This window comes from Enterobacter sp. ECC_219_Taxon_10, from assembly GCF_058354905.1.
On the sequence record NZ_CM178005.1, the window covers coordinates 1,485,862 to 1,508,845 of the forward strand.

At 58.9% G+C, this 22,984-nt stretch carries 21 protein-coding genes; 15 read left to right on the forward strand and 6 right to left on the reverse strand.

The window, feature by feature from the left end; translation table 11 throughout:
- Window positions 1-8 precede the first annotated feature (8 nt).
- The 3 genes from modA to modC are packed head-to-tail and all read left to right on the forward strand — an operon-like array spanning window position 9 to window position 2,532.
- Window positions 9-782, forward strand: a complete 774-nt coding sequence (gene modA, locus AC4ICF_RS07095; protein WP_316380470.1) for a molybdate ABC transporter substrate-binding protein — start codon at window positions 9-11, stop codon at window positions 780-782.
- Window positions 782-1,471: a molybdate ABC transporter permease subunit gene (gene modB / locus AC4ICF_RS07100; protein ID WP_116343351.1), complete on the forward strand. Its 690-nt coding sequence runs from the start codon at window positions 782-784 to the stop codon at window positions 1,469-1,471. Before modA ends, modB begins: the two co-directional genes overlap by 1 nt.
- A gap of 2 nt (window positions 1,472-1,473) precedes the next feature.
- The gene (gene modC, locus AC4ICF_RS07105) at window positions 1,474-2,532 is read left to right on the forward strand and encodes a molybdenum ABC transporter ATP-binding protein ModC (RefSeq protein WP_116343352.1); all 1,059 of its coding nucleotides are present in this window, start codon (window positions 1,474-1,476) and stop codon (window positions 2,530-2,532) included.
- On the opposite strand, the gene AC4ICF_RS07110 is transcribed toward modC, so the two are convergent.
- The gene (locus AC4ICF_RS07110) at window positions 2,533-3,351 is read right to left on the reverse strand and encodes a pyridoxal phosphatase (protein ID WP_232935967.1); all 819 of its coding nucleotides are present in this window, start codon (window positions 3,349-3,351) and stop codon (window positions 2,533-2,535) included.
- Between the two features lie 140 nt (window positions 3,352-3,491).
- Here AC4ICF_RS07110 and pgl point away from each other — a divergent pair, with 140 nt between their 5' ends.
- Together pgl and tisB are read left to right on the forward strand one after the other, a co-directional pair.
- Window positions 3,492-4,487 (forward strand): 6-phosphogluconolactonase, encoded by a 996-nt coding sequence (gene pgl / locus AC4ICF_RS07115; RefSeq protein ID WP_116343354.1) that lies wholly within the window; start codon window positions 3,492-3,494, stop codon window positions 4,485-4,487.
- Between the two features lie 442 nt (window positions 4,488-4,929).
- Window positions 4,930-5,019 (forward strand): type I toxin-antitoxin system toxin TisB, encoded by a 90-nt coding sequence (tisB, locus tag AC4ICF_RS07120; RefSeq protein WP_023332440.1) that lies wholly within the window; start codon window positions 4,930-4,932, stop codon window positions 5,017-5,019.
- A gap of 52 nt (window positions 5,020-5,071) precedes the next feature.
- Here the strand turns inward: tisB and AC4ICF_RS07125 are convergent, their stop codons facing one another.
- Complete coding sequence (locus AC4ICF_RS07125) at window positions 5,072-6,355, reverse strand: putative acyl-CoA thioester hydrolase (RefSeq protein WP_316380469.1); 1,284 nt, start codon at window positions 6,353-6,355, stop codon at window positions 5,072-5,074.
- A gap of 224 nt (window positions 6,356-6,579) precedes the next feature.
- Between AC4ICF_RS07125 and hutI the strand changes: the two genes are divergently transcribed.
- From hutI to hutH, 5 genes are all read left to right on the forward strand, one after another.
- On the forward strand, window positions 6,580-7,800 hold the full coding sequence (gene hutI, locus AC4ICF_RS07130) for an imidazolonepropionase (RefSeq protein ID WP_316380468.1): 1,221 nt from the start codon (window positions 6,580-6,582) through the stop codon (window positions 7,798-7,800).
- Window positions 7,797-8,735 carry a formimidoylglutamase gene (gene hutG / locus AC4ICF_RS07135; RefSeq protein ID WP_316380467.1) on the forward strand — a complete coding sequence of 313 codons (939 nt, stop codon included), beginning with the start codon at window positions 7,797-7,799 and terminating at the stop codon, window positions 8,733-8,735. Before hutI ends, hutG begins: the two co-directional genes overlap by 4 nt.
- Before the next feature lie 19 nt (window positions 8,736-8,754).
- A complete protein-coding gene (locus AC4ICF_RS07140) occupies window positions 8,755-9,489 on the forward strand; it encodes a histidine utilization repressor (protein ID WP_316380508.1) in 735 nt (244 codons plus the stop codon).
- Between the two features lie 127 nt (window positions 9,490-9,616).
- Window positions 9,617-11,305 (forward strand): urocanate hydratase, encoded by a 1,689-nt coding sequence (gene hutU, locus AC4ICF_RS07145; protein WP_316380466.1) that lies wholly within the window; start codon window positions 9,617-9,619, stop codon window positions 11,303-11,305.
- Complete coding sequence (gene hutH, locus AC4ICF_RS07150) at window positions 11,302-12,822, forward strand: histidine ammonia-lyase (protein ID WP_316380465.1); 1,521 nt, start codon at window positions 11,302-11,304, stop codon at window positions 12,820-12,822. Before hutU ends, hutH begins: the two co-directional genes overlap by 4 nt.
- A gap of 103 nt (window positions 12,823-12,925) precedes the next feature.
- On the opposite strand, the gene AC4ICF_RS07155 is transcribed toward hutH, so the two are convergent.
- Window positions 12,926-13,402 carry a kinase inhibitor gene (locus tag AC4ICF_RS07155; protein WP_316380464.1) on the reverse strand — a complete coding sequence of 159 codons (477 nt, stop codon included), beginning with the start codon at window positions 13,400-13,402 and terminating at the stop codon, window positions 12,926-12,928.
- A gap of 48 nt (window positions 13,403-13,450) precedes the next feature.
- Window positions 13,451-14,740, reverse strand: coding sequence for an adenosylmethionine--8-amino-7-oxononanoate transaminase (gene bioA / locus AC4ICF_RS07160; protein ID WP_407065521.1), 1,290 nt, complete (start codon window positions 14,738-14,740; stop codon window positions 13,451-13,453).
- Between the two features lie 86 nt (window positions 14,741-14,826).
- Between bioA and bioB the strand changes: the two genes are divergently transcribed.
- The 4 genes from bioB to bioD are packed head-to-tail and all read left to right on the forward strand — an operon-like array spanning window position 14,827 to window position 18,454.
- Window positions 14,827-15,867, forward strand: a complete 1,041-nt coding sequence (gene bioB, locus AC4ICF_RS07165) for a biotin synthase BioB (protein WP_116343363.1) — start codon at window positions 14,827-14,829, stop codon at window positions 15,865-15,867.
- Complete coding sequence (gene bioF, locus AC4ICF_RS07170; protein WP_316380462.1) at window positions 15,864-17,021, forward strand: 8-amino-7-oxononanoate synthase; 1,158 nt, start codon at window positions 15,864-15,866, stop codon at window positions 17,019-17,021. The genes bioB and bioF overlap by 4 nt, the downstream gene beginning before the upstream one ends.
- Window positions 17,005-17,760, forward strand: coding sequence for a malonyl-ACP O-methyltransferase BioC (gene bioC / locus AC4ICF_RS07175; RefSeq protein ID WP_316380461.1), 756 nt, complete (start codon window positions 17,005-17,007; stop codon window positions 17,758-17,760). The genes bioF and bioC overlap by 17 nt, the downstream gene beginning before the upstream one ends.
- Window positions 17,753-18,454, forward strand: a complete 702-nt coding sequence (bioD, locus tag AC4ICF_RS07180) for a dethiobiotin synthase (protein WP_192982878.1) — start codon at window positions 17,753-17,755, stop codon at window positions 18,452-18,454. The genes bioC and bioD overlap by 8 nt, the downstream gene beginning before the upstream one ends.
- Here the strand turns inward: bioD and AC4ICF_RS07185 are convergent.
- Window positions 18,417-19,139 (reverse strand): ABC transporter ATP-binding protein, encoded by a 723-nt coding sequence (locus AC4ICF_RS07185; protein WP_116343367.1) that lies wholly within the window; start codon window positions 19,137-19,139, stop codon window positions 18,417-18,419. The genes bioD and AC4ICF_RS07185 overlap by 38 nt on opposite strands.
- 751 nt (window positions 19,140-19,890) lie before the next feature.
- Here AC4ICF_RS07185 and uvrB point away from each other — a divergent pair.
- Window positions 19,891-21,906 carry an excinuclease ABC subunit UvrB gene (gene uvrB, locus AC4ICF_RS07190; protein ID WP_491466199.1) on the forward strand — a complete coding sequence of 672 codons (2,016 nt, stop codon included), beginning with the start codon at window positions 19,891-19,893 and terminating at the stop codon, window positions 21,904-21,906.
- Window positions 21,907-21,977: 71 nt separating this feature from the next.
- Here the strand turns inward: uvrB and yvcK are convergent, their stop codons facing one another.
- Complete coding sequence (gene yvcK, locus AC4ICF_RS07195; RefSeq protein WP_316380459.1) at window positions 21,978-22,886, reverse strand: uridine diphosphate-N-acetylglucosamine-binding protein YvcK; 909 nt, start codon at window positions 22,884-22,886, stop codon at window positions 21,978-21,980.
- Window positions 22,887-22,984 lie beyond the last annotated feature (98 nt).

Consider the following 22,984-nt stretch of genomic DNA (forward strand, 5'->3'; position numbering starts at 1 on the left):
AGTTACAGATGGCACGTTCATGGGTACGCCTTTTCGCAGGGGCAACGCTGACGCTTTCACTTACCGGACACGCGCTGGCGGACGAGGGTAAAATCACGATCTTTGCGGCGGCGTCACTGACCAACGCGCTGCAGGATATCGCGGCGGCGTATAAAAAAGAGAAAAACGTCGAGGTGGTCTCCTCTTTTGCCTCTTCTTCGACGCTGGCGCGCCAGATAGAAGCGGGCGCACCGGCGGATCTGTTCATCTCGGCTGACCAGAAGTGGATGGATTACGCGGCGGAGAAGAGAGCGATTGATGCAACAACCCGCGAAACGCTGCTGGGGAATAGCCTGGTTGTCGTGGCACCAAAAGCCAGCGCGCAGGCGGACATCACCATCAATAAAGAGACCAACTGGATAAATCTGCTGAACGGTGGGCGTCTGGCAGTGGGCGATCCGGAGCACGTTCCGGCCGGGATCTATGCCAAAGAAGCGCTGCAAACGCTGGGGGCATGGGAGGCATTGTCGCCGAAGCTGGCCCCGGCGGAAGACGTGCGCGGCGCGCTGGCGCTGGTGGAACGCAACGAAGCTCCGCTGGGCATTGTGTATGGCTCCGATGCCGTTGCCAGCAAAGGCGTGAAGGTGGTGGCAACATTCCCGGAAGATTCCCACAAGAAAGTGGAATATCCTGTCGCGATTGTTGATGGACATAAAAATGCGACCGTAACGGCCTTCCGCGATTATCTGAAGGGGCCGGAGGCGTCCGCAATCTTTAAACGTTATGGATTTACGACTCACTGATGATACTGACCGATCCTGAATGGCAGGCTGTTTTGCTGAGCCTTAAAGTCTCTTCCCTGGCGGTTGCGCTGAGTTTGCCCTTTGGGATCTTCTTTGCCTGGTTACTGGTTCGCTGTCGGTTTCCCGGCAAAGCGCTACTCGACAGTGTACTTCATCTCCCCCTGGTTTTACCGCCTGTGGTGGTCGGTTACCTGCTGCTGATTTCGATGGGGCGACGCGGTTTTATCGGCGAAAGGCTCTACGACTGGTTCGGACTCACATTCGCTTTTAGCTGGCGCGGTGCGGTGCTGGCGGCGGCGGTGATGTCATTCCCGCTGATGGTGAGGGCAATCCGCCTCGCGCTGGAAGGCGTGGACATGAAGCTCGAACAGGCGGCCCGCACGCTGGGCGCCGGACGCTGGCGCGTCTTTTTCACCATCACGCTCCCGCTTACGCTGCCGGGCATTATTGTCGGGACGGTGCTGGCCTTCGCCCGCTCGCTGGGCGAGTTCGGCGCGACCATCACGTTTGTGTCGAACATTCCCGGTGAGACGCGAACCATTCCGTCGGCCATGTACACCCTGATTCAGACGCCGGGGGGGGAGAGTGCCGCAGCGCGGCTGTGCATCATCTCAATCGTACTAGCCCTGGTTTCGCTGCTGGTTTCTGAATGGCTGGCGCGGCTGAGCCGCGAGCGGATGGGGAAATAACGATGCTGGAACTGAATTTCACCCAGACGCTGGGAAACCATACCCTGACGCTTAACGAGACGCTGCCTGCAAGCGGCATCACCGCCGTCTTCGGCGTGTCGGGGGCGGGAAAAACGTCTCTGATTAACGCCATCAGCGGCCTGACGCGCCCGCAGTCAGGACGTATTGTCCTGAATAACCGCGTCCTGAATGACGTGGAGAACAAAGTTTACCTCTCACCGGACAAGCGCCGCATCGGCTACGTTTTCCAGGACGCGCGCTTGTTCCCGCACTACAGCGTGCGCGGCAACCTGCGCTACGGCATGGCGAAAAGCATGGCCGGGCAGTTTGACAAGCTGGTCACGCTTTTAGGCATTGAGCCTCTGCTCGACAGGCTGCCGTCCTCACTCTCCGGCGGAGAAAAACAGCGGGTGGCCATTGGCCGCGCGTTGCTGACCGCCCCCGAACTGCTGCTGCTCGACGAGCCGCTGGCCTCGCTCGATATACCGCGCAAGCGCGAACTTCTGCCTTATCTGCAGCGACTGACGCGTGAAATTAATATTCCGATGCTCTACGTCAGCCATTCGCTGGATGAGATCCTTCATCTGGCCGACAAAGTGCTCGTGCTGGAAGAGGGCAGCGTGAAGGCCTTCGGCAACCTGGAAGAGGTGTGGGGCAGCAGCGTAATGCACCCCTGGTTACCGAGAGAGCAGCAGAGCAGCATCCTGAAGGTCAGCGTTCTGGAACATCATCCGCACTACGCGATGACCGCGCTGGCGCTGGGTGACCAGCATCTGTGGGTCAATAAGATCGATAAACCGTTACAGTCCGCGCTGCGAATTCGCATCCAGGCGTCGGACGTCTCGCTGGTGCTGCAGCCGCCGCTGCAAACCAGTATTCGCAATATTCTGCGCGCCAAAGTGGCGGAGTGTTTTGATGATAACGGGCAGGTGGAGGTGAAGCTTGAAGTCGGCAGCAGGACGCTCTGGGCGCGCATCAGCCCGTGGGCCAGGGATGAGTTAGCAATCAAGCCCGGCCTGTGGCTTTACGCGCAAATTAAGAGCGTCTCAATCACCGCCTGATTACAGCAGGTGGGTATAAATGTACTGCGCGATGCTGTCGGTGGTGTTGTCGCCAATCACCACGTTGGCGCGCGCTTTCACCGCGTCGTCGGCATTGCCCATCGCCACGCCCGTACCGGCGGCTTCCAGCATGCTGATGTCGTTGTAGTTATCGCCGAAGGCGATCACGTCCTGCATCGACCCGCCTTTTGATTCCACATACTGCGTCAGGCGCTTGCCTTTGCTGTTACCCTTGCGGGCAATATCCACCTGGTCATGCCAGGACCATTCGCACTCCAGCCCCAGCGTTTCCTCGACGTGCTTCGCGAAGGTATTCAGTTTGGTGGTGTCTTCATCCGTCAGGGCGAATTTCCAGATAGCCTCAACATCCCGGGCCGCCTGGCGCAGGGAGGAAACCTGGGTAAAGACCGGGCGCTGCGCTTCAGGCAGGGACAATGCCCAGTTGCTGGTGCGCACCACGTGGCCGGTAGGGCGCTCGTACACCATCGCGTTATCTACGTACATGAGACCGTGTACGTCATGCTCATCCAGCAGATCAATCAGTTGCAGCGCCTGCGGAACCGGCAGCGGGTCGGCGGCTAAAACCTTTTTTGCCTGATAATCATACAAATAAGTGCCATTACAACAAATTGCAGGTGTATCTAGCGCCAGTGCCTGATAAAAAGGGTGAATGGCAACGTGATGTCGACCCGTTACGATAAGGAGTTGATACCCCACTTCCTGCGCGCGTTTAAGCGCTTCAAGGGAGGAGGGGAGCAGGGTTTTCTGAGGGGTAAGTAATGTTCCGTCTAAATCCAGTGCAATCACACGCGAGGTCATTTGTTCTTCCGGGTTAATGTTGAATTTTAGGTCTCAGGGGATGTTACACCGAGAGTAAATCGCTGCAAAATTCCTGGCTAAAATTCAGCATTCACCGTTAAAAATAATCACTTTCACGTGCAGTGAGGAAAGGAGTATTCATGAAACAAACCGTTTATACCGCCAGTCCTGAAAGTCAGCAGATCCACGTCTGGCGCTTGAATGCAGAAGGTTCGCTCACGCTGGTTCAGGTTGTTGATGTGCCGGGCCAGGTGCAACCGATGGTCATCAGCCCGGATAAACGTTTCTTGTACGTGGGTGTGCGCCCGGAGTTTCGCGTGCTGGCCTACCGTATCTCTCCTGACGACGGCGCGCTGACCTACACCGCTGAAGCGCCCTTGCCGGGCAGCCCAACCCACATCTCGACCGATCGTAAAGGCAACTTCGTTTTCAGCGGCTCCTATAATGCGGGCTGCGTCAGCGTGACGCGACTTGAAGATGGTATTCCGACGGATACCGTGGATGTGGTGGAAGGGCTGGAAGGCTGTCACTCGGCGAATATCTCTCCGGACAACCGCACGCTGTGGGTGCCTGCGCTGAAGCAGGATCGTATCTGCCTGTTCACCCTGAGCGACGATGGTCACCTGGTGGCGCAGAATCCGGCTGAGGTCACCACCGTTGAGGGCGCAGGTCCTCGCCATATGGTCTTCCACCCGAACCAGCAATATGCCTACGTCGTCAATGAACTGAACAGCTCTGTGGACGTATGGGAACTGAAAGATCCAAACGGTCAGATTGAGTGCGTGCAGACGCTGGATATGATGCCGTCTGACTTCTCCGATACCCGCTGGGCGGCGGATATTCACATCACGCCGGATGGCCGCCACCTTTACGCCTGCGACCGTACCTCCAGCCTGATTACCGTGTTTAGCGTCTCTGAAGACGGCAGCGTGCTGGCGATTGAAGGTTTCCAGCCAACGGAAACCCAGCCGCGCGGCTTTAATATCGATCACAGCGGTAAATACCTGATTGCGGCGGGGCAGAAATCCCACCACATCGCGCTGTATGAAATCAAAGGCGAGCAGGGGCTGCTGGAAGAGAAAGGACGGTACGCCGTCGGCCAGGGGCCAATGTGGGTAGTGGTAAACGCTCACTAAGCCGCTAAAAACAAAAAACCTCGCGAATGCGAGGTTTTTTATGCCCGGTGGTTGCCGGGTGAGCACATCAAAACGTAACCAACACGTCCATCATAATATTGGCTTAAGGTGATGTAAATTCATCATCAACGAAAAAAAGAGATTATGAGACGATGGTGGATATTAATATTCAGTATAAACAGTTACTTATTTGTTTTCTCTTTATAAATTCCTAAACTCCATTTAACTGTTTTTATGTACAGTAATGGTCTGATATCATTCTGTTCGTTGGTTTGATGTGTTGCAGTTCCGCAATTCAGGATCCGTTTCAAGTCCTGGCTGTCGGGTGGTGCCGACAGTGCCTAAACTGCGGAGCACGTCAAAACATAACCAACACACCTCTGGTGACAGGCAGCGGAAAGGTAAATCAGAGGAGAAGTGCTCTATACCAAAGGAGTGGCGTATGAGCGGTGTGGAATGGGCAATTCTGTTCCTGCAACTCATGGTTGCGATTATGCAACTATTGGATGCGTATCTTAAGTTTGGTGCCTGACGTATCCAGTCGCAGTAAAAAGGGGGATTAACATCCCCCTTTTACTCTTATCTTACTGCTTCGGCTCAGCGACCACGTTACTGCCCAGACCGCGGTTGTTGTATTCCCACATGCGGTTGAAGTTCGCGTCGTTCAGGTTGCGCTGCACGTTCCCTTTATCATCCATCGTACCGGTATTGCCGGAGAACGGACGTTTGGAGACAGCGCCATCAGCCCACGGCTTCGCCACGTTAAAGCCTTCGTTGATCACGCTGTCGCGGATAACGACCTGGCCGTTAGTGGCAGAGTCCACGTCCAGAGAGCGGCCCAGCTGCGCCACGCCATCACCGGCCGCGTTGAAGCGGCTGTTCACGGCCAGGAAGCCGTAGAACAGGTTAGACTGAGTTGCTGGCGCAAACACGTAGCCTTCCTGCTGGGTACGGGAATTCACCACGCGGAAATCAGTGTTATCAAACACTACCGCGCCGCGACCGGACACCAGATCCACGTCACCTTCAACGTAGCTGTTGGTCACCAGCGTACGGGTCAGGCGGTTATTCTGCAGGGTGTTCTGCACGCCGCTGTTGGTCACGAAGAAGGTGTTCTGACGACCCAGAATGTTGACGTTGTTAATCTGCACCTTATCGCCATCGCTACGCAGCGCAACGGCCTGGTGGTTACCGGCATCTACGCTGTCGCCCAGGGTATTCTGGATGGTCAGGTTCTGCAGCTGCAGGCCGTTATTTTGAGACCAGAATACCGCCGAGCACATCACGCCAACGGTGGCGGAACGCTTGCTCTGGCAGTTATCAAACATATACCACGCCGGTTTGCCCGGCATATATTTGCCGGCCGGGTTCACCAGGTGACGCCAGGTGTTGTTGTCAATTTCGGAATCAATCGCCAGGCCAATTTTTACGTCGATCGCTTTTTCGCCCAGACCGTAAATCGTAATGCTGCCCGGGGCCGCCGGAACATACACGGTGCCTTCATATTCACCCGGCAGGATCGCGATGTACTGGCGAGACGCGCTGTGTTTAGTAATGGCCGCGTCAACCGCAGCCTGAATGGAGGTGTGCGTAACGCCCTGCGCACCCGCCGGGCCAACCACGAAGTCAGGCTGTTTGGGCAGGTTAATTGAAGACGGTGTCCACGGCGCGGCGTTAGGATCCATTGCCGAGAAGTAGTGGGCACGGTCGAAGTTCTTCGCTTCATCTGCGGACAAAATCGGGCGGGAAGCAGTACCGGGCGCTACCTGCTCAGAAGGTCGCTGATCCGGTGGTGTTGAACTGCATGCGGATAATGTCACGCCAAAGGCGAGCGCTAACGCCAGACGGGAAATCCTGGAAATGTTCAAGGTGAAGCTCCTGGGTATGCAAGTCTTTACGGGATAGACGAAATAGCCTGCTTTTTTATACTAAGTTGAGCGAAACGGGAAGATAAAAAGGGTAAAAGTTGCATTTTTTGCCATGAGGTGACGGGAAAGTCATCACAAATAAATAACATTTTCCCTCAAGGCGGTTGACAGCAGACGACGTATGCAAATAAATGTCTATACAACCCATGACAAGTGGAATGCCCATGCAGCTTCATCCTGACGACGTAATATGGCGAAATGCGCGACTGGCAACAATGGTTCCCGACACATCCGCGCCCTATGGCCTGAAAGAGCAGCACGCCCTGGTCGTGCGCGGTCAAACTATCCTTGCCGTGATCCCTGAATCTGACATTCCTGCCGGACACCGTCACGTCGTCGATCTTGAGGGACGTCTGGTCACGCCAGGCCTGATTGACTGCCATACCCACCTGGTGTTCGGCGGCGACCGCGCGGCGGAGTGGGAGCAGCGTCTGAACGGCGTCTCTTATCAAACCATCAGCGCCCAGGGGGGCGGGATTAACGCCACCGTGACGGCAACGCGCGGCAGTTCCCCGGAAACCCTGCTGACACTGGCGCAGCAACGGCTCCAGCGTCTGATGAATGAAGGTGTGACGACCGTTGAAATCAAATCGGGATACGGACTCAACGCCGAGGCCGAAGAGAAGATGCTGCAGGTTGCCCGCCAGCTGAGCCTCAATAATCCGATCGATATCAGCGCAACGCTGCTGGCCGCACACGCCGTACCAGCGGAATACCGGCAGGATCCGGATGCGTACCTCACGCTGGTCTGTGAGCAGATCCTGCCCACGCTGTGGCAAAAAGAGTTATATGAAGCAGTAGACGTGTTTTGTGAAAACGTCGGCTTCACCCCGTCGCAAACCGAGCGCCTCTTCCAGGCGGCGACTGCGCTCGGTATCCCGGTGAAGGGACATGTTGAACAGCTGTCGAATCAGGGCGGCGCGGCGCTGGTGAGCCAATATAACGGGCTGTCGGCCGATCATATCGAATATCTCGACGACGCAGGCGTTCAGGCGATGGCGGAAAGCGGCACGGTTGCGGTATTGCTTCCCGGCGCGTTCTATTTTCTTCAGGAGCGCCAGCGTCCGCCGGTTGAACGGCTCAGAAAACAGGGGGTCCCGATGGCCGTCGCCACCGACTATAACCCCGGCACCAGCCCGTTTGCCAGCCTGCACCTGGCGATGAATATGGCCTGCGTCCAGTTTGGCCTCACACCGGAAGAGGCCTGGGCTGGCGTCACGCGGCATGCGGCGCAGGCACTGGGGCGCGGTTCTACCCACGGGCAGCTGCGGGCGGGGTTTGTCGCTGATTTTATCGTCTGGGATGCTCGCCACCCGGTAGAGATGGTCTACGAGCCGGGGCGCAACCCGCTTTATCAACGCGTTTTCCGGGGGGAGGCAGTATGAAGTTATGGCGGCCCGTAGCCGAAACCGTCTGGCAGGGGCGCGACGACAGCGCCGAGGCCAGCAATGCAACGCGCATTTTCCAGACGATACACCATCAGGCGCAGTTTACGCCGCTTTCATCCGGCATCGCGCTGATAGGCTTTGAATGTGATGCAGGGGTTAAACGCAATCAGGGCAGGCCCGGTGCCGTGCAGGCACCGGATATGCTGCGCAAAGCGCTGGCAAATATGGCAAGCCATCAGGGGCACGAACGGCTGGCGGATATGGGCTCGGTGTACGTTGAGGGCGATGAGCTGGAAGCGGCACAGCAGGCGTTAAGCGATGCCGTCACGGCCTGCCAGCAGTCCGGGATGCGCACGCTGGTGTTTGGCGGCGGGCACGAAACCGCCTGGGCGCACGGTCGGGGGATTCTGGATGCGTTCCCTGGAGAGCGTGTGACGGTGATAAATCTGGATGCGCATCTTGACCTGCGCAAGGCCGACCGGGCGACGTCCGGTACGCCGTTTCGTCAGTTGGCTAACTACTGCGATGAACGCGGGAGCGAGTTTCGCTACGCCTGCTTTGGCGTCAGCCGCGCGGCGAACACCCAGGCACTGTGGGATGAGGCCGAACGCCTGAACGTCACGCTGGTGGAGGATCTCCATTTCAGGCGCGAGGCCCTACCGGCGCTGGAAAAGGTGCTGGCGCAGGCCGATCGCGTCTACCTGACGATCGATCTGGACGTTCTGCCCGCAAGCGAAATGCCTGCCGTTTCCGCCCCGGCCGCGTTAGGAGTCCCGGCGCTGGATCTGCTGCCGGTTATCGAACAAATCTGCCGCAGCGGTAAGCTGCAGGCCGCCGATCTGGTAGAGTTTAACCCGCAGTACGATCGGGACGGACAGGGCGCAAAGCTCGCCGCCCGTCTGGCCTGGCAAATTGCTCACTGGTGGGCATAACACTATTTAAGGAGTCATGATGTTTTCACGCTCGCCCCTGCCGCAGCCGAGCCCTCCCGCGCCTTTCTATGAAAAGGTGAAGCAGGCGATCAGCGAAAAAATCGCTACCGGCGTCTGGCGCCCGCACGACCGCATTCCGTCGGAGGCCGAGCTGGTGGCCCAGTTCGGTTTTAGCCGGATGACCGTCAACCGGGCGCTGAGAGAGCTGACCGACGAAGGGCTTCTGGTGCGCCTGCAGGGAGTTGGCACCTTCGTGGCGGAACCCAAAGGGCAATCTGCCCTGTTTGAAATCCGCAGCATCGCGGACGAAATTGCCGCGCGTAATCATCATCACCGGTGCGAAGTGCTGGTGCTGGAAGAGACCCAGGCCAGCGCCGAGCAGGCCACAGAGCTGAACGTCAAAGAGGGCAGCCGCATCTTCCACTCCGTGATGGTGCATTTTGAAAACGACATTCCGGTGCAGATAGAAGATCGCTGCGTCAACGCAGAGCGGATACCGGACTATCTCAACCAGGATTACACCCAAACTACGCCACATGCCTATCTCTCGCTCGTCGCTCCGCTGACGGAAGGGGAGCACATTGTGGAGGCCGTGCGCGCCACGCCGCAGGAGTGCGAACGGCTGCGCATTAAAGAGTACGATCCGTGCCTGCTGATCCGCCGTCGTACCTGGTCGTCATCGCACATCGTGTCGCATGCCCGGCTGCTCTTCCCGGGTAACCGTTACAGGCTACAGGGCCACTTTATGTCATAAGTTTTATAAGCGTGATCGCTAACGCAATATAACAAAATTGTATCTTTTTTGTTAAATACGACCTTGTGTGTGCTTGTCTATACAAGTATATCTAAATGCATCATCTGTCCCTTATGAGGAGCACACAATGTCGTCAGGTAAATACCGTCAGCAGGACGTCCGCGCCGCGCGCGGCACCACGCTTACCGCCAAAAGCTGGCTCACCGAAGCCCCGCTGCGCATGTTGATGAACAACCTCGATCCCGAGGTGGCGGAAAATCCCCACGAGCTGGTGGTCTACGGCGGCATAGGCCGCGCCGCGCGCAACTGGGAATGCTATGACGCCATTGTACAATCCCTGACCGAACTCGAACACGACGAAACCCTGCTGGTGCAGTCCGGCAAGCCGGTTGGCGTGTTCAAAACCCATAAAAACGCGCCGCGTGTGCTGATCGCCAACTCTAACCTGGTGCCGCACTGGGCCACCTGGGAACACTTCAACGAGCTGGATGCGAAAGGGCTGGCGATGTATGGCCAGATGACCGCCGGTAGCTGGATCTACATCGGCAGCCAGGGGATTGTTCAGGGAACCTACGAAACCTTCGTGGAGGCCGGTCGCCAGCACTATAACGGCTCGCTCAAAGGCCGCTGGGTATTGACCGCGGGTCTCGGCGGCATGGGCGGCGCACAGCCGCTGGCCGCCACGCTTGCCGGCGCCTGCTCGCTGAACATTGAGTGCCAGCAGAGCCGCATTGATTTCCGTCTGCGCACCCGCTACGTCGATGAACAGGCAACCGATCTGGACGATGCGCTGGCGCGCATTAAAAAATACACCGCCGAAGGCAAAGCCGTGTCGATTGCCCTGTGCGGCAACGCGGCGGATATTCTGCCGGAGCTGGTTGCCCGCGGCGTGCGCCCGGATCTCGTCACCGACCAGACCAGCGCCCACGATCCGCTGCACGGCTACCTGCCAAAAGGCTGGGCGTGGGAAGAATACCAGCAAAAAGCGGAGACCGACCCGGAAGGCACCGTGCTTGCTGCGAAACGCTCTATGGCTGAACACGTCTCTGCGATGCTGACCTTCAGCCAGATGGGGATTCCGACCTTTGACTACGGCAACAACATCCGCCAGATGGCGAAAGAGATGGGCGTGAATAACGCTTTCGACTTCCCCGGCTTCGTGCCTGCCTATATTCGCCCGCTGTTCTGCCGCGGCATCGGCCCGTTCCGCTGGGTTGCCCTGTCCGGCGATCCGCAGGATATCTACAAAACTGATGCCAAAGTGAAGGAGATCGTTGCGGATGACAAACATCTGCACCACTGGCTGGACATGGCCCGCGAGCGCATCAGCTTCCAGGGCCTGCCGGCGCGCATCTGCTGGGTTGGGCTGGAGTGGCGGCAAAAGCTGGGCCTCGCCTTCAACGAAATGGTGCGCAGCGGTGAAGTCTCCGCGCCGATCGTCATTGGCCGCGACCACCTGGACTCCGGCTCCGTTGCCAGCCCGAACCGCGAAACCGAAGCCATGCGCGACGGATCTGACGCGGTCTCCGACTGGCCATTGCTTAATGCCCTGCTGAATACTGCCAGCGGCGCCACCTGGGTCTCGCTGCACCACGGCGGCGGCGTGGGGATGGGCTTCTCCCAGCATTCCGGGATGGTCATCGTCTGTGACGGTACCGATGAAGCCGCCGCGCGTATCGCTCGCGTGCTGCACAACGACCCGGCAACCGGCGTGATGCGTCACGCGGATGCGGGTTACGAGATTGCCATTGACTGTGCCAAAGAGCAGGGGCTGAACCTGCCGATGATCCCTGCCACACAAGGAAAGCATGAATGAACGCCTTAACACTCACTCCCGGCTCGCTGACGCTCAAACAGCTGCGTAACGTCTGGCGTAAACCGGTCACCCTTTCGCTGGATGAAAGCGCTCACGCCGCCATTAATGACAGCGTCGCCTGCGTTGAAGCCATCGTGGCCGAGGGGCGCACCGCCTACGGGATTAACACCGGCTTTGGCCTGCTGGCGCAGACCCGCATCGCCACGCACGATCTGGAAAACTTACAGCGTTCGCTGGTGCTGTCGCACGCGGCGGGCGTGGGTCAGCCGCTGGATGATGAGATTGTCCGCCTGATGATGGTGCTCAAAATCAACAGCCTGGCGCGCGGTTTCTCGGGCATTCGCCTGAGCGTCATCCAGGCGCTGATGGCGCTGGTGAATGCAGAGGTCTACCCGTGGATCCCGGCCAAAGGTTCCGTAGGCGCATCCGGCGACCTCGCGCCGCTGGCGCACATGTCGCTGCTGCTGCTGGGCGAAGGCAAAGCGCGCTGGCAGGGCGAGTGGCTGCCTGCGAAGGAGGCACTTAAAAAAGCCGGATTAACGCCAATTACGCTGGCGGCGAAAGAGGGGCTGGCACTGCTGAACGGCACTCAGGCATCGACGGCCTTCGCGCTGCGCGGCCTGTTTGAAGCGGAAGATCTGTTTGCCTCGGCGGTAGTGTGCGGTGCGCTGACCACCGAAGCCGTGCTGGGCTCGCGTCGCCCGTTCGATGCCCGCATCCACGAGGTGCGCGGTCAGCGCGGGCAGATTGATGCCGCCGCGATGTACCGCCACGTGCTTACCGACACCAGCGAAATTGCCGATTCACACCATAACTGCGAGAAGGTTCAGGATCCGTATTCCCTGCGCTGCCAGCCACAGGTGATGGGCGCGTGCCTGACGCAGCTGCGCCAGGCGGCAGAGGTGCTGCTGGTGGAGGCCAACGCGGTGTCCGATAACCCGCTGGTGTTCGCCCAGGAAAACGAGGTGGTCTCCGGAGGCAACTTCCACGCTGAGCCGGTGGCGATGGCGGCGGATAACATCGCGCTGGCGATTGCCGAAGTCGGCGCGTTGTCCGAGCGCCGCATTGCGCTGATGATGGATAAACATATGTCCCAGCTGCCGCCGTTCCTGGTGCGTAATGGTGGGGTCAACTCGGGATTTATGATTGCCCAGGTGACCGCAGCCGCGCTGGCAAGCGAGAACAAAGCCCTGTCGCACCCGCACAGCGTGGACAGCCTGCCGACGTCTGCAAACCAGGAAGATCACGTTTCGATGGCGCCGGCTGCCGGGCGTCGTCTGTGGGAAATGGCCTCCAACACCCGCGGCGTGCTGGCGGTGGAGTGGCTGGCGGCGTGTCAGGGTATCGATCTGCGTGATGGGCTTAAATCCAGCCCGCTGCTGGAGCAGGCGCGTCAGGAACTGCGCGAGCACGTTACGCACTACGATGATGATCGCTTCTTTGCGCCGGATATTGATAAGGCGATGGTGCTGCTGGAAGAAGGGCGTCTGGTGGGGTTGTTGCCTTCCGTACTGTGATGTTTCCCCTCACCCCGGCCCTCTCCCCATAGGGGAGAGGGTGTTCAAGTTCCCTCTCCCCTATGGGGAGAGGGCTAGGGTGAGGGGCCATTAACTCGCTCGATTATGAATACATCGCCGTAATCGACGCGCTCCCCAGCGAATGGAAATGCACGTTAAACCCGACCATCGCGCCGCTCGCCTCTTCATCAACCTCAATCTTCTCCACGTCCAGCGCGTGCACCGTGAAGATATAGCGGTGGGTTTCCCCTTTTGGTGGCGCCGCGCCGCCGTAGCCCGCTTTACCAAAATCGGTGCGGGTCTGAATCGCGCCCTCAGGCAGGGCAACCAGATCAGAGCCGGAACCCTGCGGCAGGACGCGCGTGTCGACGGGCAGGTTCGCTACGATCCAGTGCCACCAGCCGGAGCCGGTCGGCGCGTCCGGGTCGTAGCAGGTCACGACAAAGCTTTTGGTTCCGGCTGGAACCTCGTCCCACGCCAGGTGCGGGGAGATATTATCGCCCTGATACCCCATGCCGTTGAAAACGTGGCGTTCAGGGAGTGTTTCACCGTCGCGCAGATCTTTACTGATGATTTTCATACGGTTTACCCTCGTTATTCACTCGTTCAGGAAGTGTAACGCATGGGGTTAAATCGTGAAATGCGCGGGAATGTTAACGGCTGTTACGACCGCGTCGGTTAATTTACGCAGCTGCTCTGGCGTAATGCTATACGGTGGCATCAGGTAGATAAGCCTGCCGAAAGGCCGCACCCAGACGCCCTGGTCCACGAAGAAGCGCTGCAGCGCCGCCATATTCACCGGATGGGTGGTTTCAATCACCCCGATGGCGCCCAGCACGCGCACGTCCGCCACGAAATTCGCACCGGAGGCGGCGCTCAACTCCTCTTTCAGTTGCGCTTCTATCGCCGCAACCTGCGCCTGCCACTCGCCGCTCTCCAGAATAGCGAGGCTTTCGCTTGCAACGGCGCAGGCCAGCGGGTTGCCCATAAACGTCGGGCCGTGCATAAAGCAGCCCGCCTCGCCGTCGCTGATGGTGTTGGCAACCTGGCGGGTGGTCAGCGTGGCGGAGAGCGTCATGGTGCCGCCGGTCAGCGCTTTGCCGAGACACAGAATATCCGGCGAAATGCCCGCATGCTCGCAGGCAAACAGCTTGCCGGTGCGGCCAAAGCCGGTGGCGATCTCATCGGCAATCAGCAGAATGCCCTCGCGGTCGCACATCTTGCGAATGCGCCTCAGCCATTCCGGATGGTACATCCGCATCCCGCCTGCGCCCTGCACAATTGGCTCCAGGATCACGGCGGCAATCTCATGACGATGCGCCGCCATCAGCCGCGCGAAACCGACCATGTCCATCTCGTTCCACTCGCCGTCGAAGCGGCTCTGCGGGGCCGGGGCAAACAGGTTTTCCGGCAGATACCCCTTCCACAGGCTGTGCATGGAGTTGTCCGGATCGCACACCGACATCGCCCCGAAGGTATCCCCGTGATAACCGTTGCGGAAGGTAAGGAACCGCTGGCGCGCTTCGCCCTTCGCATGCCAGTACTGCAGCGCCATTTTCATCGCCACTTCCACCGCTACCGAGCCGGAATCGGCCAGGAAGACGCACTCCAGCGATTCAGGCGTCATCGCCACCAGGCGACGGCATAAATCCACCGCCGGCTGATGGGTAATCCCGCCAAACATCACGTGCGCCATCTGGTCAATCTGGGCTTTCATCGCCGCGTTCAGGCGCGGGTGGTTGTAGCCGTGAATGGCCGCCCACCAGGAGGACATTCCGTCAACCAGCCGCTCGCCGCTGGCAAGGTGCAGCTCGCAGCCGTGGGCCGAGGCCACCGGATAGACGGGGAGGGGGCGGGTGGTGGAGGTGTAAGGGTGCCAGATATGCTGCTTGTCGAAGGCGAGATCGTCCTGGGTCATAATCGACTTGTAAACCATTTTGAAAAGTTTTAGGTTTACGAGTATAAACCGAACCGAAAATTAACAAAACCCTTTGGAGAAGCCCGATGGCTCACCACGCACGCTGGACGATGTCGCAAGTTACTGAATTATTCAACAAACCTTTCCTTGAGCTGATGTTTGAAGCCCAACAGGTGCATCGTCAGCACTTCGATCCGCGCCATGTTCAGGTCAGCACGCTGCTGTCGATCAAGACCGGCGCCTGTCCTGAAGACTGCAAATATTGCCCGCAGAGCGCGCGCTACAAAACCGGCCTGGAGTCCGAACGGCTGATGGAAGTGGAGCAGGTGCTCGACTCGGCGCGCAAGGCGAAAAACGCTGGCTCGACCCGCTTCTGCATGGGCGCGGCGTGGAAGAACCCGCACGACCGCGACATGCCGTATCTGGAGCAGATGGTGAAGGGCGTGAAGGAGATGGGCCTCGAAGCCTGTATGACGCTTGGCACGCTGAACGAGGAGCAGGCGCAGCGCCTCTCGGCGGCGGGGCTCGATTACTACAACCACAACCTCGATACCTCCCCGGAGTTTTACGGCAATATCATCACCACGCGCACCTACCAGGAGCGCCTGGACACGCTGGACAAAGTGCGTGGAGCGGGGATCAAGGTCTGCTCCGGCGGTATTGTCGGCTTAGGCGAAACGGTGAAAGACCGCGCGGGCCTGCTGCTGCAGCTGGCGAACCTGCCCACCCCGCCGGAAAGCGTGCCGATCAACATGCTGGTGAAGGTCAAAGGCACGCCGCTGGCGGATAATGACGACGTGGATGCGTTTGATTTTATTCGCACCATCGCGGTGGCGCGCATCATGATGCCAACCTCTTACGTCCGCCTTTCTGCGGGCCGCGAGCAGATGAACGAGCAAACCCAGGCGATGTGCTTTATGGCCGGGGCCAACTCCATCTTCTACGGCTGCAAGCTGCTGACCACGCCGAACCCGGAAGAGGACAAAGATGTTCAGCTGTTCCGTAAGCTGGGGCTGAACCCGCACCAGACCGAGGTGCTGACGGGCGATAACGAGCAACAGCAGCAGCTGGAGCAGCAGATTTTCAACGCCGACACCGACCAGTTCTACAACGCGGCAGCCGTATGACCTGGCAGGCACGAATTAATGCCGCGCTGGAAGAACGCCGGGCGGCAGAGGCGTTTCGCATACGCAGTGTGGTGGAAAACGGCGCGGGCCGTTTTCTGACCCGCGAGGGGCGGCAGTTTTGTAATTTCTCAAGCAATGACTATCTCGGACTGAGCCAGCATCCGGCCATCGTCCGCGCCTGGCAGCAGGGCGCGGAGCGGTTTGGCGTGGGCAGCGGCGGCTCGGGACACGTCAGCGGCTACACCACGGCGCATCAGGCGCTGGAGGAAGAGCTGGCCGACTGGCTTGGCTATTCGCGTGCGCTGCTCTTTATCTCGGGCTTTGCCGCCAATCAGGCGGTCATCGCGGCCCTGATGGGGAAAGAGGACCGCATTGTCGCCGACCGCTTAAGTCACGCCTCGCTGCTTGAGGCGGCAAATTTAAGCCCGGCGCAGCTGCGCCGCTTTGCCCATAACGATGCGTCACAGCTTGCTGCGCTGCTTGATAAACCCTGCGACGGGCAACAGCTGGCGGTCACCGAAGGGGTGTTCAGCATGGACGGCGACAGCGCGCCGCTTGCTGCGCTGCACGAGGCCGCAAAGCGGCAAAACGCCTGGCTGCTGGTGGACGATGCCCACGGGATTGGCGTGATGGGCGATGGAGGTCGCGGCAGCGCATACCAGCAAAACGTGAAGCCCGAGCTGCTGATTGTCACCTTCGGCAAGGGCTTTGGCGCCAGCGGCGCCGCCGTACTGTGCAACGAGTCCGTCGCTGACTATCTGCTGCAGTTTGCCCGGCATTTGATCTACAGCACCAGCATGCCCCCGGCACAGGCCGTGGCGCTGTCTGCGTCGCTGGCGGTGATCCGCAGCGCAGAAGGGGATGAACGTCGCCAGCGGCTGGCAGAGCATATCTCCCGCTTCCGCCAGGGACTGGCGGCTCTGCCCTTCCTCAGTCCAGAGTCGCAGAGCGCCATCCAGCCGGTGATAGTTGGTGAAAACGGCCGCGCGCTGGCGCTGGCACAGGCGCTGCGCGAGCGCGGCATGTGGGTGACCGCCATCCGCCCGCCAACGGTCCCGCCGGGTACCGCACGGCTGCGTTTAACCCTGACGGCGGCGCATGAAGTTCGGGATATCCAGACGCTGCTGGAGGCGCTCCATGACGCCGGTGAATAAACAGGCCGTTGCGGCGGCATTTGGCCGGGCCGCGCGGAGCTATTCTCAGCACGATGAACTGCAGCGCCAGAGCGCGCAGGGGCTCCTGGCCGCGCTTGGCGGGAACCGCTTTCCGCAGGTACTGGACGCCGGCTGTGGTCCCGGCAGTAACAGCCGCTACTGGCGTGAAGCGGGGAGCCAGGTGACGGCCATCGACCTGTCGCCCGCCATGCTGGACGAGGCGCGCCAGCAGCAGGCTGCGCATCACTACCTTGTGGCTGATATCGAGGCTATTCCGCTGGCGGACGCGCAGTTCGATCTGGTCTGGAGCCATCTGGCGGTGCAGTGGTGCAGCAGCCTGGAACAGGCCTTACGCGAGCTTTATCGCGTCGCCCGCCCGGGCGGGAAGGTGGCCTTTACCACCCTGCTGGAAAGCTCGCTGCCGGAACTAAATCAGGCATGGCAGGCAGTAGATGAGCAGCCGCATGCCAACCGCTTCTTATCGCATGAGCAGGTCACGCAGGCGCTGGCAGGCTGGCGCTGTCGCAGCACGGTGCAGACCATCACGCTCAATTTTAGCGACGCGTTCAGCGCCATGCGTTCGCTGAAGGGCATCGGCGCTACGCACCTGCACGCCGGGCGGGAGAAAAAACCGCTGACCCGGGGCCAGCTGCAGCGCCTGGAGCTGGCCTGGCCGCAGCAGCGGGGCTTTTTCCCGCTCTCTTATCAACTTTTTCATGGGATTATCGAACGTGACTGAACGTTATTTTGTTACCGGCACGGATACGGAAGTGGGCAAGACGGTTGCCAGCGCGGCCCTTCTGCAGGCGGCGCGAAAGCTTGGGAAAAACACCGCCGGATATAAGCCTGTTGCTTCCGGCAGCGAGATGACGGCGGAAGGGTTACGCAACACCGATGCGCTGGCGCTCCAGCGTAATAGTACCCTTAAGCTTGCCTATTCAGCGGTCAATCCATACACCTTTGCCGAGCCGACCTCGCCGCACATTATCAGCGCCGACGAAGGCCGTCCGATTGAGTTCGCCGTGCTGTCTGCCGGGTTACGGACGCTCGAAAGCCAGGCCGACTGGGTGCTGGTGGAAGGCGCGGGCGGCTGGTTTACGCCGCTTTCGGACACGCAGACGTTTGCTGACTGGGTGCAGGCCGAGCGGCTCCCGGTCATTCTGGTTGTCGGCGTTAAGCTGGGCTGCATCAATCACGCTATGCTGACCGCGCAGGCCGTACGGCAGGCCGGGCTGCGTCTGGCGGGCTGGATAGCCAACGACGTGGTTGCGCCGGGGAAACGACATCAGGAGTATCTGGCGACGCTCAGGCGCGTACTGCCCGCGCCGTGCCTTGGGGAAATTCCCTGGCTTGCTGACGGCGCGGAAAATGCCGAAACCGGGCGCTATCTCGACCTCAGCGCCTTGCTTCCCGCGACATCCAGTGGGCAATAAGCTCATCGTTCAGTTCGCTAACGTGGCCGTGCGCCACGTTACGCCCGCGATAAAGCATGCAAAACCGATCCGCCACCCGGCGGATAAACGACAGCTGCTGCTCCGCTAACAGCACCGTCATGCCTAACTCCTGGTTTAAGCGCACCAGCAGCTGCGCCAGCTTCTGGGCAAAGCCGTGTCCCGCGCCGTGCATGGGTTCATCCAGAATCAGCATCCGCGGGCGGTTGACCAGCGCATTCGCCAGCGCGAGCTGATACTGATCCTCCGGCGAAAGGGTGTTGCCTCGCGTCTGACGTCGCGCGTAGAGTTCCGGGAACAGATCGTATACGTCGCTTTTCGCTGCCGGGTCGGGTTTCCCCACCGCCCGCATGGCAATATGCAGATTATCCTCAATCGTCAGCTGAGAAAAAATCCGCCTGTCCTGCGGCACATAGCCTATTCCCGGCCCTGAACGCTCTTCTGACGCCTGGCTGAGCAAATCACGCGGCGGTGCACCCGCTTCATGCCAGATGATGGTGCCGCTATCGACGGGCACTTTTCCGGTAATGCAGTTCATGAGGGTGGTTTTGCCCATCCCCGGCAGGCCAACGACGCCTGTGCACATCCCTTGCGGAAAATCTAAATCCACGTTCCACAGCGTATGTTGGCTTCCGTAAAACTGATTCACTGCACGCAGACTCAACATCTTTCTCTCCTTAAAAATGTGTCGGTGACGCTCGTTTATGCTTCTGCAAAACCCCTGCCAGAAAGCGTAAATCGATTAAAAAAACGGCTTTTTTTAGGAATAAGCCACCGGTGAATCGTCTAAACGAACGGGGATTGCACATCGGCGGTGCTGGCGGTGTTGAATGGTGGTGCAGGACGAAAAATGGCGGAAATGTGAGCAGGATCGCACCGGTTGGTTATGAATGACTCAACTGTTTATCGTCAAAAAATAGCTATAAAAATTTTTTGTTGCCGCCTCGTGGGAAAATCCGGGAATTTGCTGAGCGGCGGTCTGCACGGGCTGGAAGCAGTTATCCACTATTCCTGTGGATAACCATGTGCATTAGAGTTAGAAAACACGCGATAAGCGAGAGAAGACGCGGCTTTCGCCCAAATTGACGCGAAACGCGGCTTTAGAAAATATCCTTTATAATTTAATTGGTTAGATAAAAGCAATTACCGTAATGAAAGTGTCACTCGTTGCCATAAAACTATCATTACCTGGCTTGACAAATGTTAAAAAAGAAAAAGTTCTGGGGATAACCCAGCCTGGCTGGTTTTTTATCTCGTCAGAGCCTAAATTTTGTTCGCTAACGCGCTAATGATTCAGCCGCTACGCTAAATATCCTGACACGCCACTGGTTTTTCATCCAGTGTTTTTTACTGGCATTCCTGGCAACAACGAGTAAAATTACTCACCTGCCGCTTATAACGTCATCAGGTCGTCGCCCATGAGTAAACCGTTCAAACTGAATTCTGCTTTCCGCCCATCAGGCGATCAGCCTGAGGCGATCCGTCGCCTTAAAGAGGGGCTGGAAGACGGGCTGGCGCACCAGACGCTGCTGGGGGTAACCGGCTCGGGCAAAACGTTTACTGTCGCGAACGTGATCGCTGACCTGCAGCGCCCCACGATGGTGCTTGCACCCAACAAAACCCTCGCGGCACAGCTTTACGGCGAGATGAAAGAGTTTTTCCCGGAAAACGCGGTGGAGTATTTCGTCTCCTACTACGATTACTACCAGCCGGAAGCCTATGTGCCGAGCTCTGACACCTTCATCGAGAAGGATGCTTCGGTGAACGAACACATCGAACAGATGCGACTGTCGGCGACCAAGGCGCTGCTTGAGCGTCGCGATGTGGTTGTGGTCGCGTCGGTTTCGGCGATTTACGGCCTGGGCGACCCGGATCTCTACCTGAAGATGATGCTGCACCTGACGCAGGGGATGATCATCGATCAGCGCGCGATTTTGCGCCGCCTGGCCGAGCTGCAATACACCCGTAACGACCAGGCGTTCCAGCGCGGGACGTTCCGCGTGCGCGGTGAGGTGATCGACATCTTCCCTGCGGAATCGGACGATATGGCGCTGCGTGTTGAGTTGTTTGACGAAGAGGTGGAGCGTTTGTCGCTGTTCGACCCGCTGACCGGGCACGTTGAGTCGGTGATCCAGCGTTTTACCATCTACCCTAAAACACACTACGTGACGCCACGCGAGCGTATCGTGCAGGCGATGGAAGAGATCAAAGTGGAGCTGGCAGAGCGCCGTAAGGTGCTTCTGGCGAACAATAAGCTGCTGGAAGAGCAGCGCCTGAGCCAGCGCACACAGTTTGATCTGGAGATGATGAACGAGCTGGGCTATTGCTCGGGTATCGAAAACTACTCGCGCTTCCTCTCTGGGCGCGGGCCGGGCGAGCCGCCGCCGACGCTGTTTGACTACCTTCCGGCAGACGGTTTGCTGGTGATCGACGAATCCCACGTCACGATCCCGCAGATCGGCGGGATGTACCGCGGTGACCGCGCGCGTAAAGAGACGCTGGTGGAGTACGGATTCCGCCTGCCGTCAGCGCTCGATAACCGTCCGATGAAGTTTGAAGAGTTTGAGGGGCTGGCGCCGCAAACCATCTACGTGTCGGCCACGCCGGGCAACTACGAGCTGGAGAAATCCGGCGATGAGGTGATTGATCAGGTGGTCCGTCCGACCGGGCTGCTGGATCCGATTATCGAGGTGCGCCCGGTTGCGACCCAGGTGGACGATCTGCTCTCTGAGATCCGGGCCCGTTCCGCCATCAACGAGCGCGTGCTGGTGACCACGCTCACCAAACGAATGGCGGAAGACCTGACCGAGTATCTGGAAGAACACGGTGAGAAGGTGCGCTATCTGCACTCGGATATCGACACCGTGGAGCGTATGGAGATCATCCGCGATCTGCGTCTGGGCGAATTTGACGTGCTGGTGGGGATTAACCTGTTGCGAGAAGGTCTGGATATGCCGGAAGTCTCGCTGGTGGCGATTCTGGACGCCGATAAAGAGGGCTTCCTGCGCTCTGAACGTTCGCTGATCCAGACCATTGGCCGCGCCGCGCGTAACGTCAACGGGAAAGCGATTCTGTACGGTGACAAAATCACCCCGTCGATGGCGAAAGCGATTGGCGAAACGGAACGCCGCCGCGAGAAACAGCAGCGCTATAACGAAGAGCACGGCATCACGCCGCAGGGGCTGAACAAGAAGGTGGTGGATATTCTGGCCCTGGGTCAGAACATTGCGAAGACCAAAGCGAAAGGCCGCGGCAAGGCGCGTTCAGTGGTAGAAGAAGATACCGTCGTGCTGACGCCGAAGGCGCTGCAGCAGAAAATCCACGAGCTGGAAGGGCAGATGATGCAGCACGCGCAGAACCTGGAATTCGAAGAGGCGGCGCAGATCCGCGACCAGCTTCATCAGCTGCGGGATCTTTTCATCGCGGCATCGTGAGTAAACGTTGTTTTCTCCCTCTCCCTGTGGGAGAGGGCCGGGGTGAGGGCATCAGGCCGCACAAAACGAACCTAACCCAACGCCTGAATCGCCTTCTCCAGCGCGTCGCGCAGCAGGTGACGGTCGTGGCGATACTTGATGTCTGAGGCCTCCAGCGGCTCCTGCACCACCAGACGATCGCCAATCCCTGACACATCCACTTTTGGGCCCACGACTACGCCGTCAATGATCTTCTTCCCGACGTAGTGCTCCATCAAATTGAGTTTGTCCGCCAGCGACAGGCTTGCCGCGGCCGGGCTCAGCTCGCGGCCGAGGTTACCGATGTAAACCATCGGGGCAGGGGTGCGACGCAGCGCCTGCGCCAGCTCTTTCACCAGCAGAATTGGCATCAGGCTGGTGTAAAAGCTGCCGGGGCCGATCAGAATTAAATCCGCTTCCCCGATAGCTTCCACCGCTTCACGCGTGGCGGGTACGCTCGGATAGGTCATTAACTCAGTTGGCGGCAGGATGAGCTGGTCAATATTCACCTCGCCATAAACTTCATGCCCTTCGGCGTCGATTGCCATCAAGTCAACCGGTTGTTCGGACATCGGGATCAGGAATGCGTCCACTTTGAGCAGATTACGGATTAAGTTGATGGCTTCCAGAGGCCGTACGCTCAGGTGATCAAGCGCCTTTAACATTAAATTTCCAAGGTTATGCCCGGAAAGTTCGCCATTACCGCCAAAACGGTACTCAAACATCGCCGACGCGACGCTCGGCTCGGTAATTAACTGATTCAGGCAGTTGCGCATATCTCCCCAGGCGATGCCGCCTTCAGCACGACGAATGCGTCCGGTTGAGCCGCCGTTGTCGGTGGTTGTTACTATCCCTGTCAGCCGTGAGCCCAGTGACGACAAAGAGGACATAACGCGGCCCAGGCCGTGGCCTCCGCCAAGAGCGACCACTCGGTCAAGATCCGCAAAAGTGCGACTGCGCATACATATTCCTTTTCACCTGTAATCGCGTAACAGTAACCTAACTACCCCTAAAAGACGATGCCTCACCCGACGCAAAATGACGTATATCAATGCGAAAA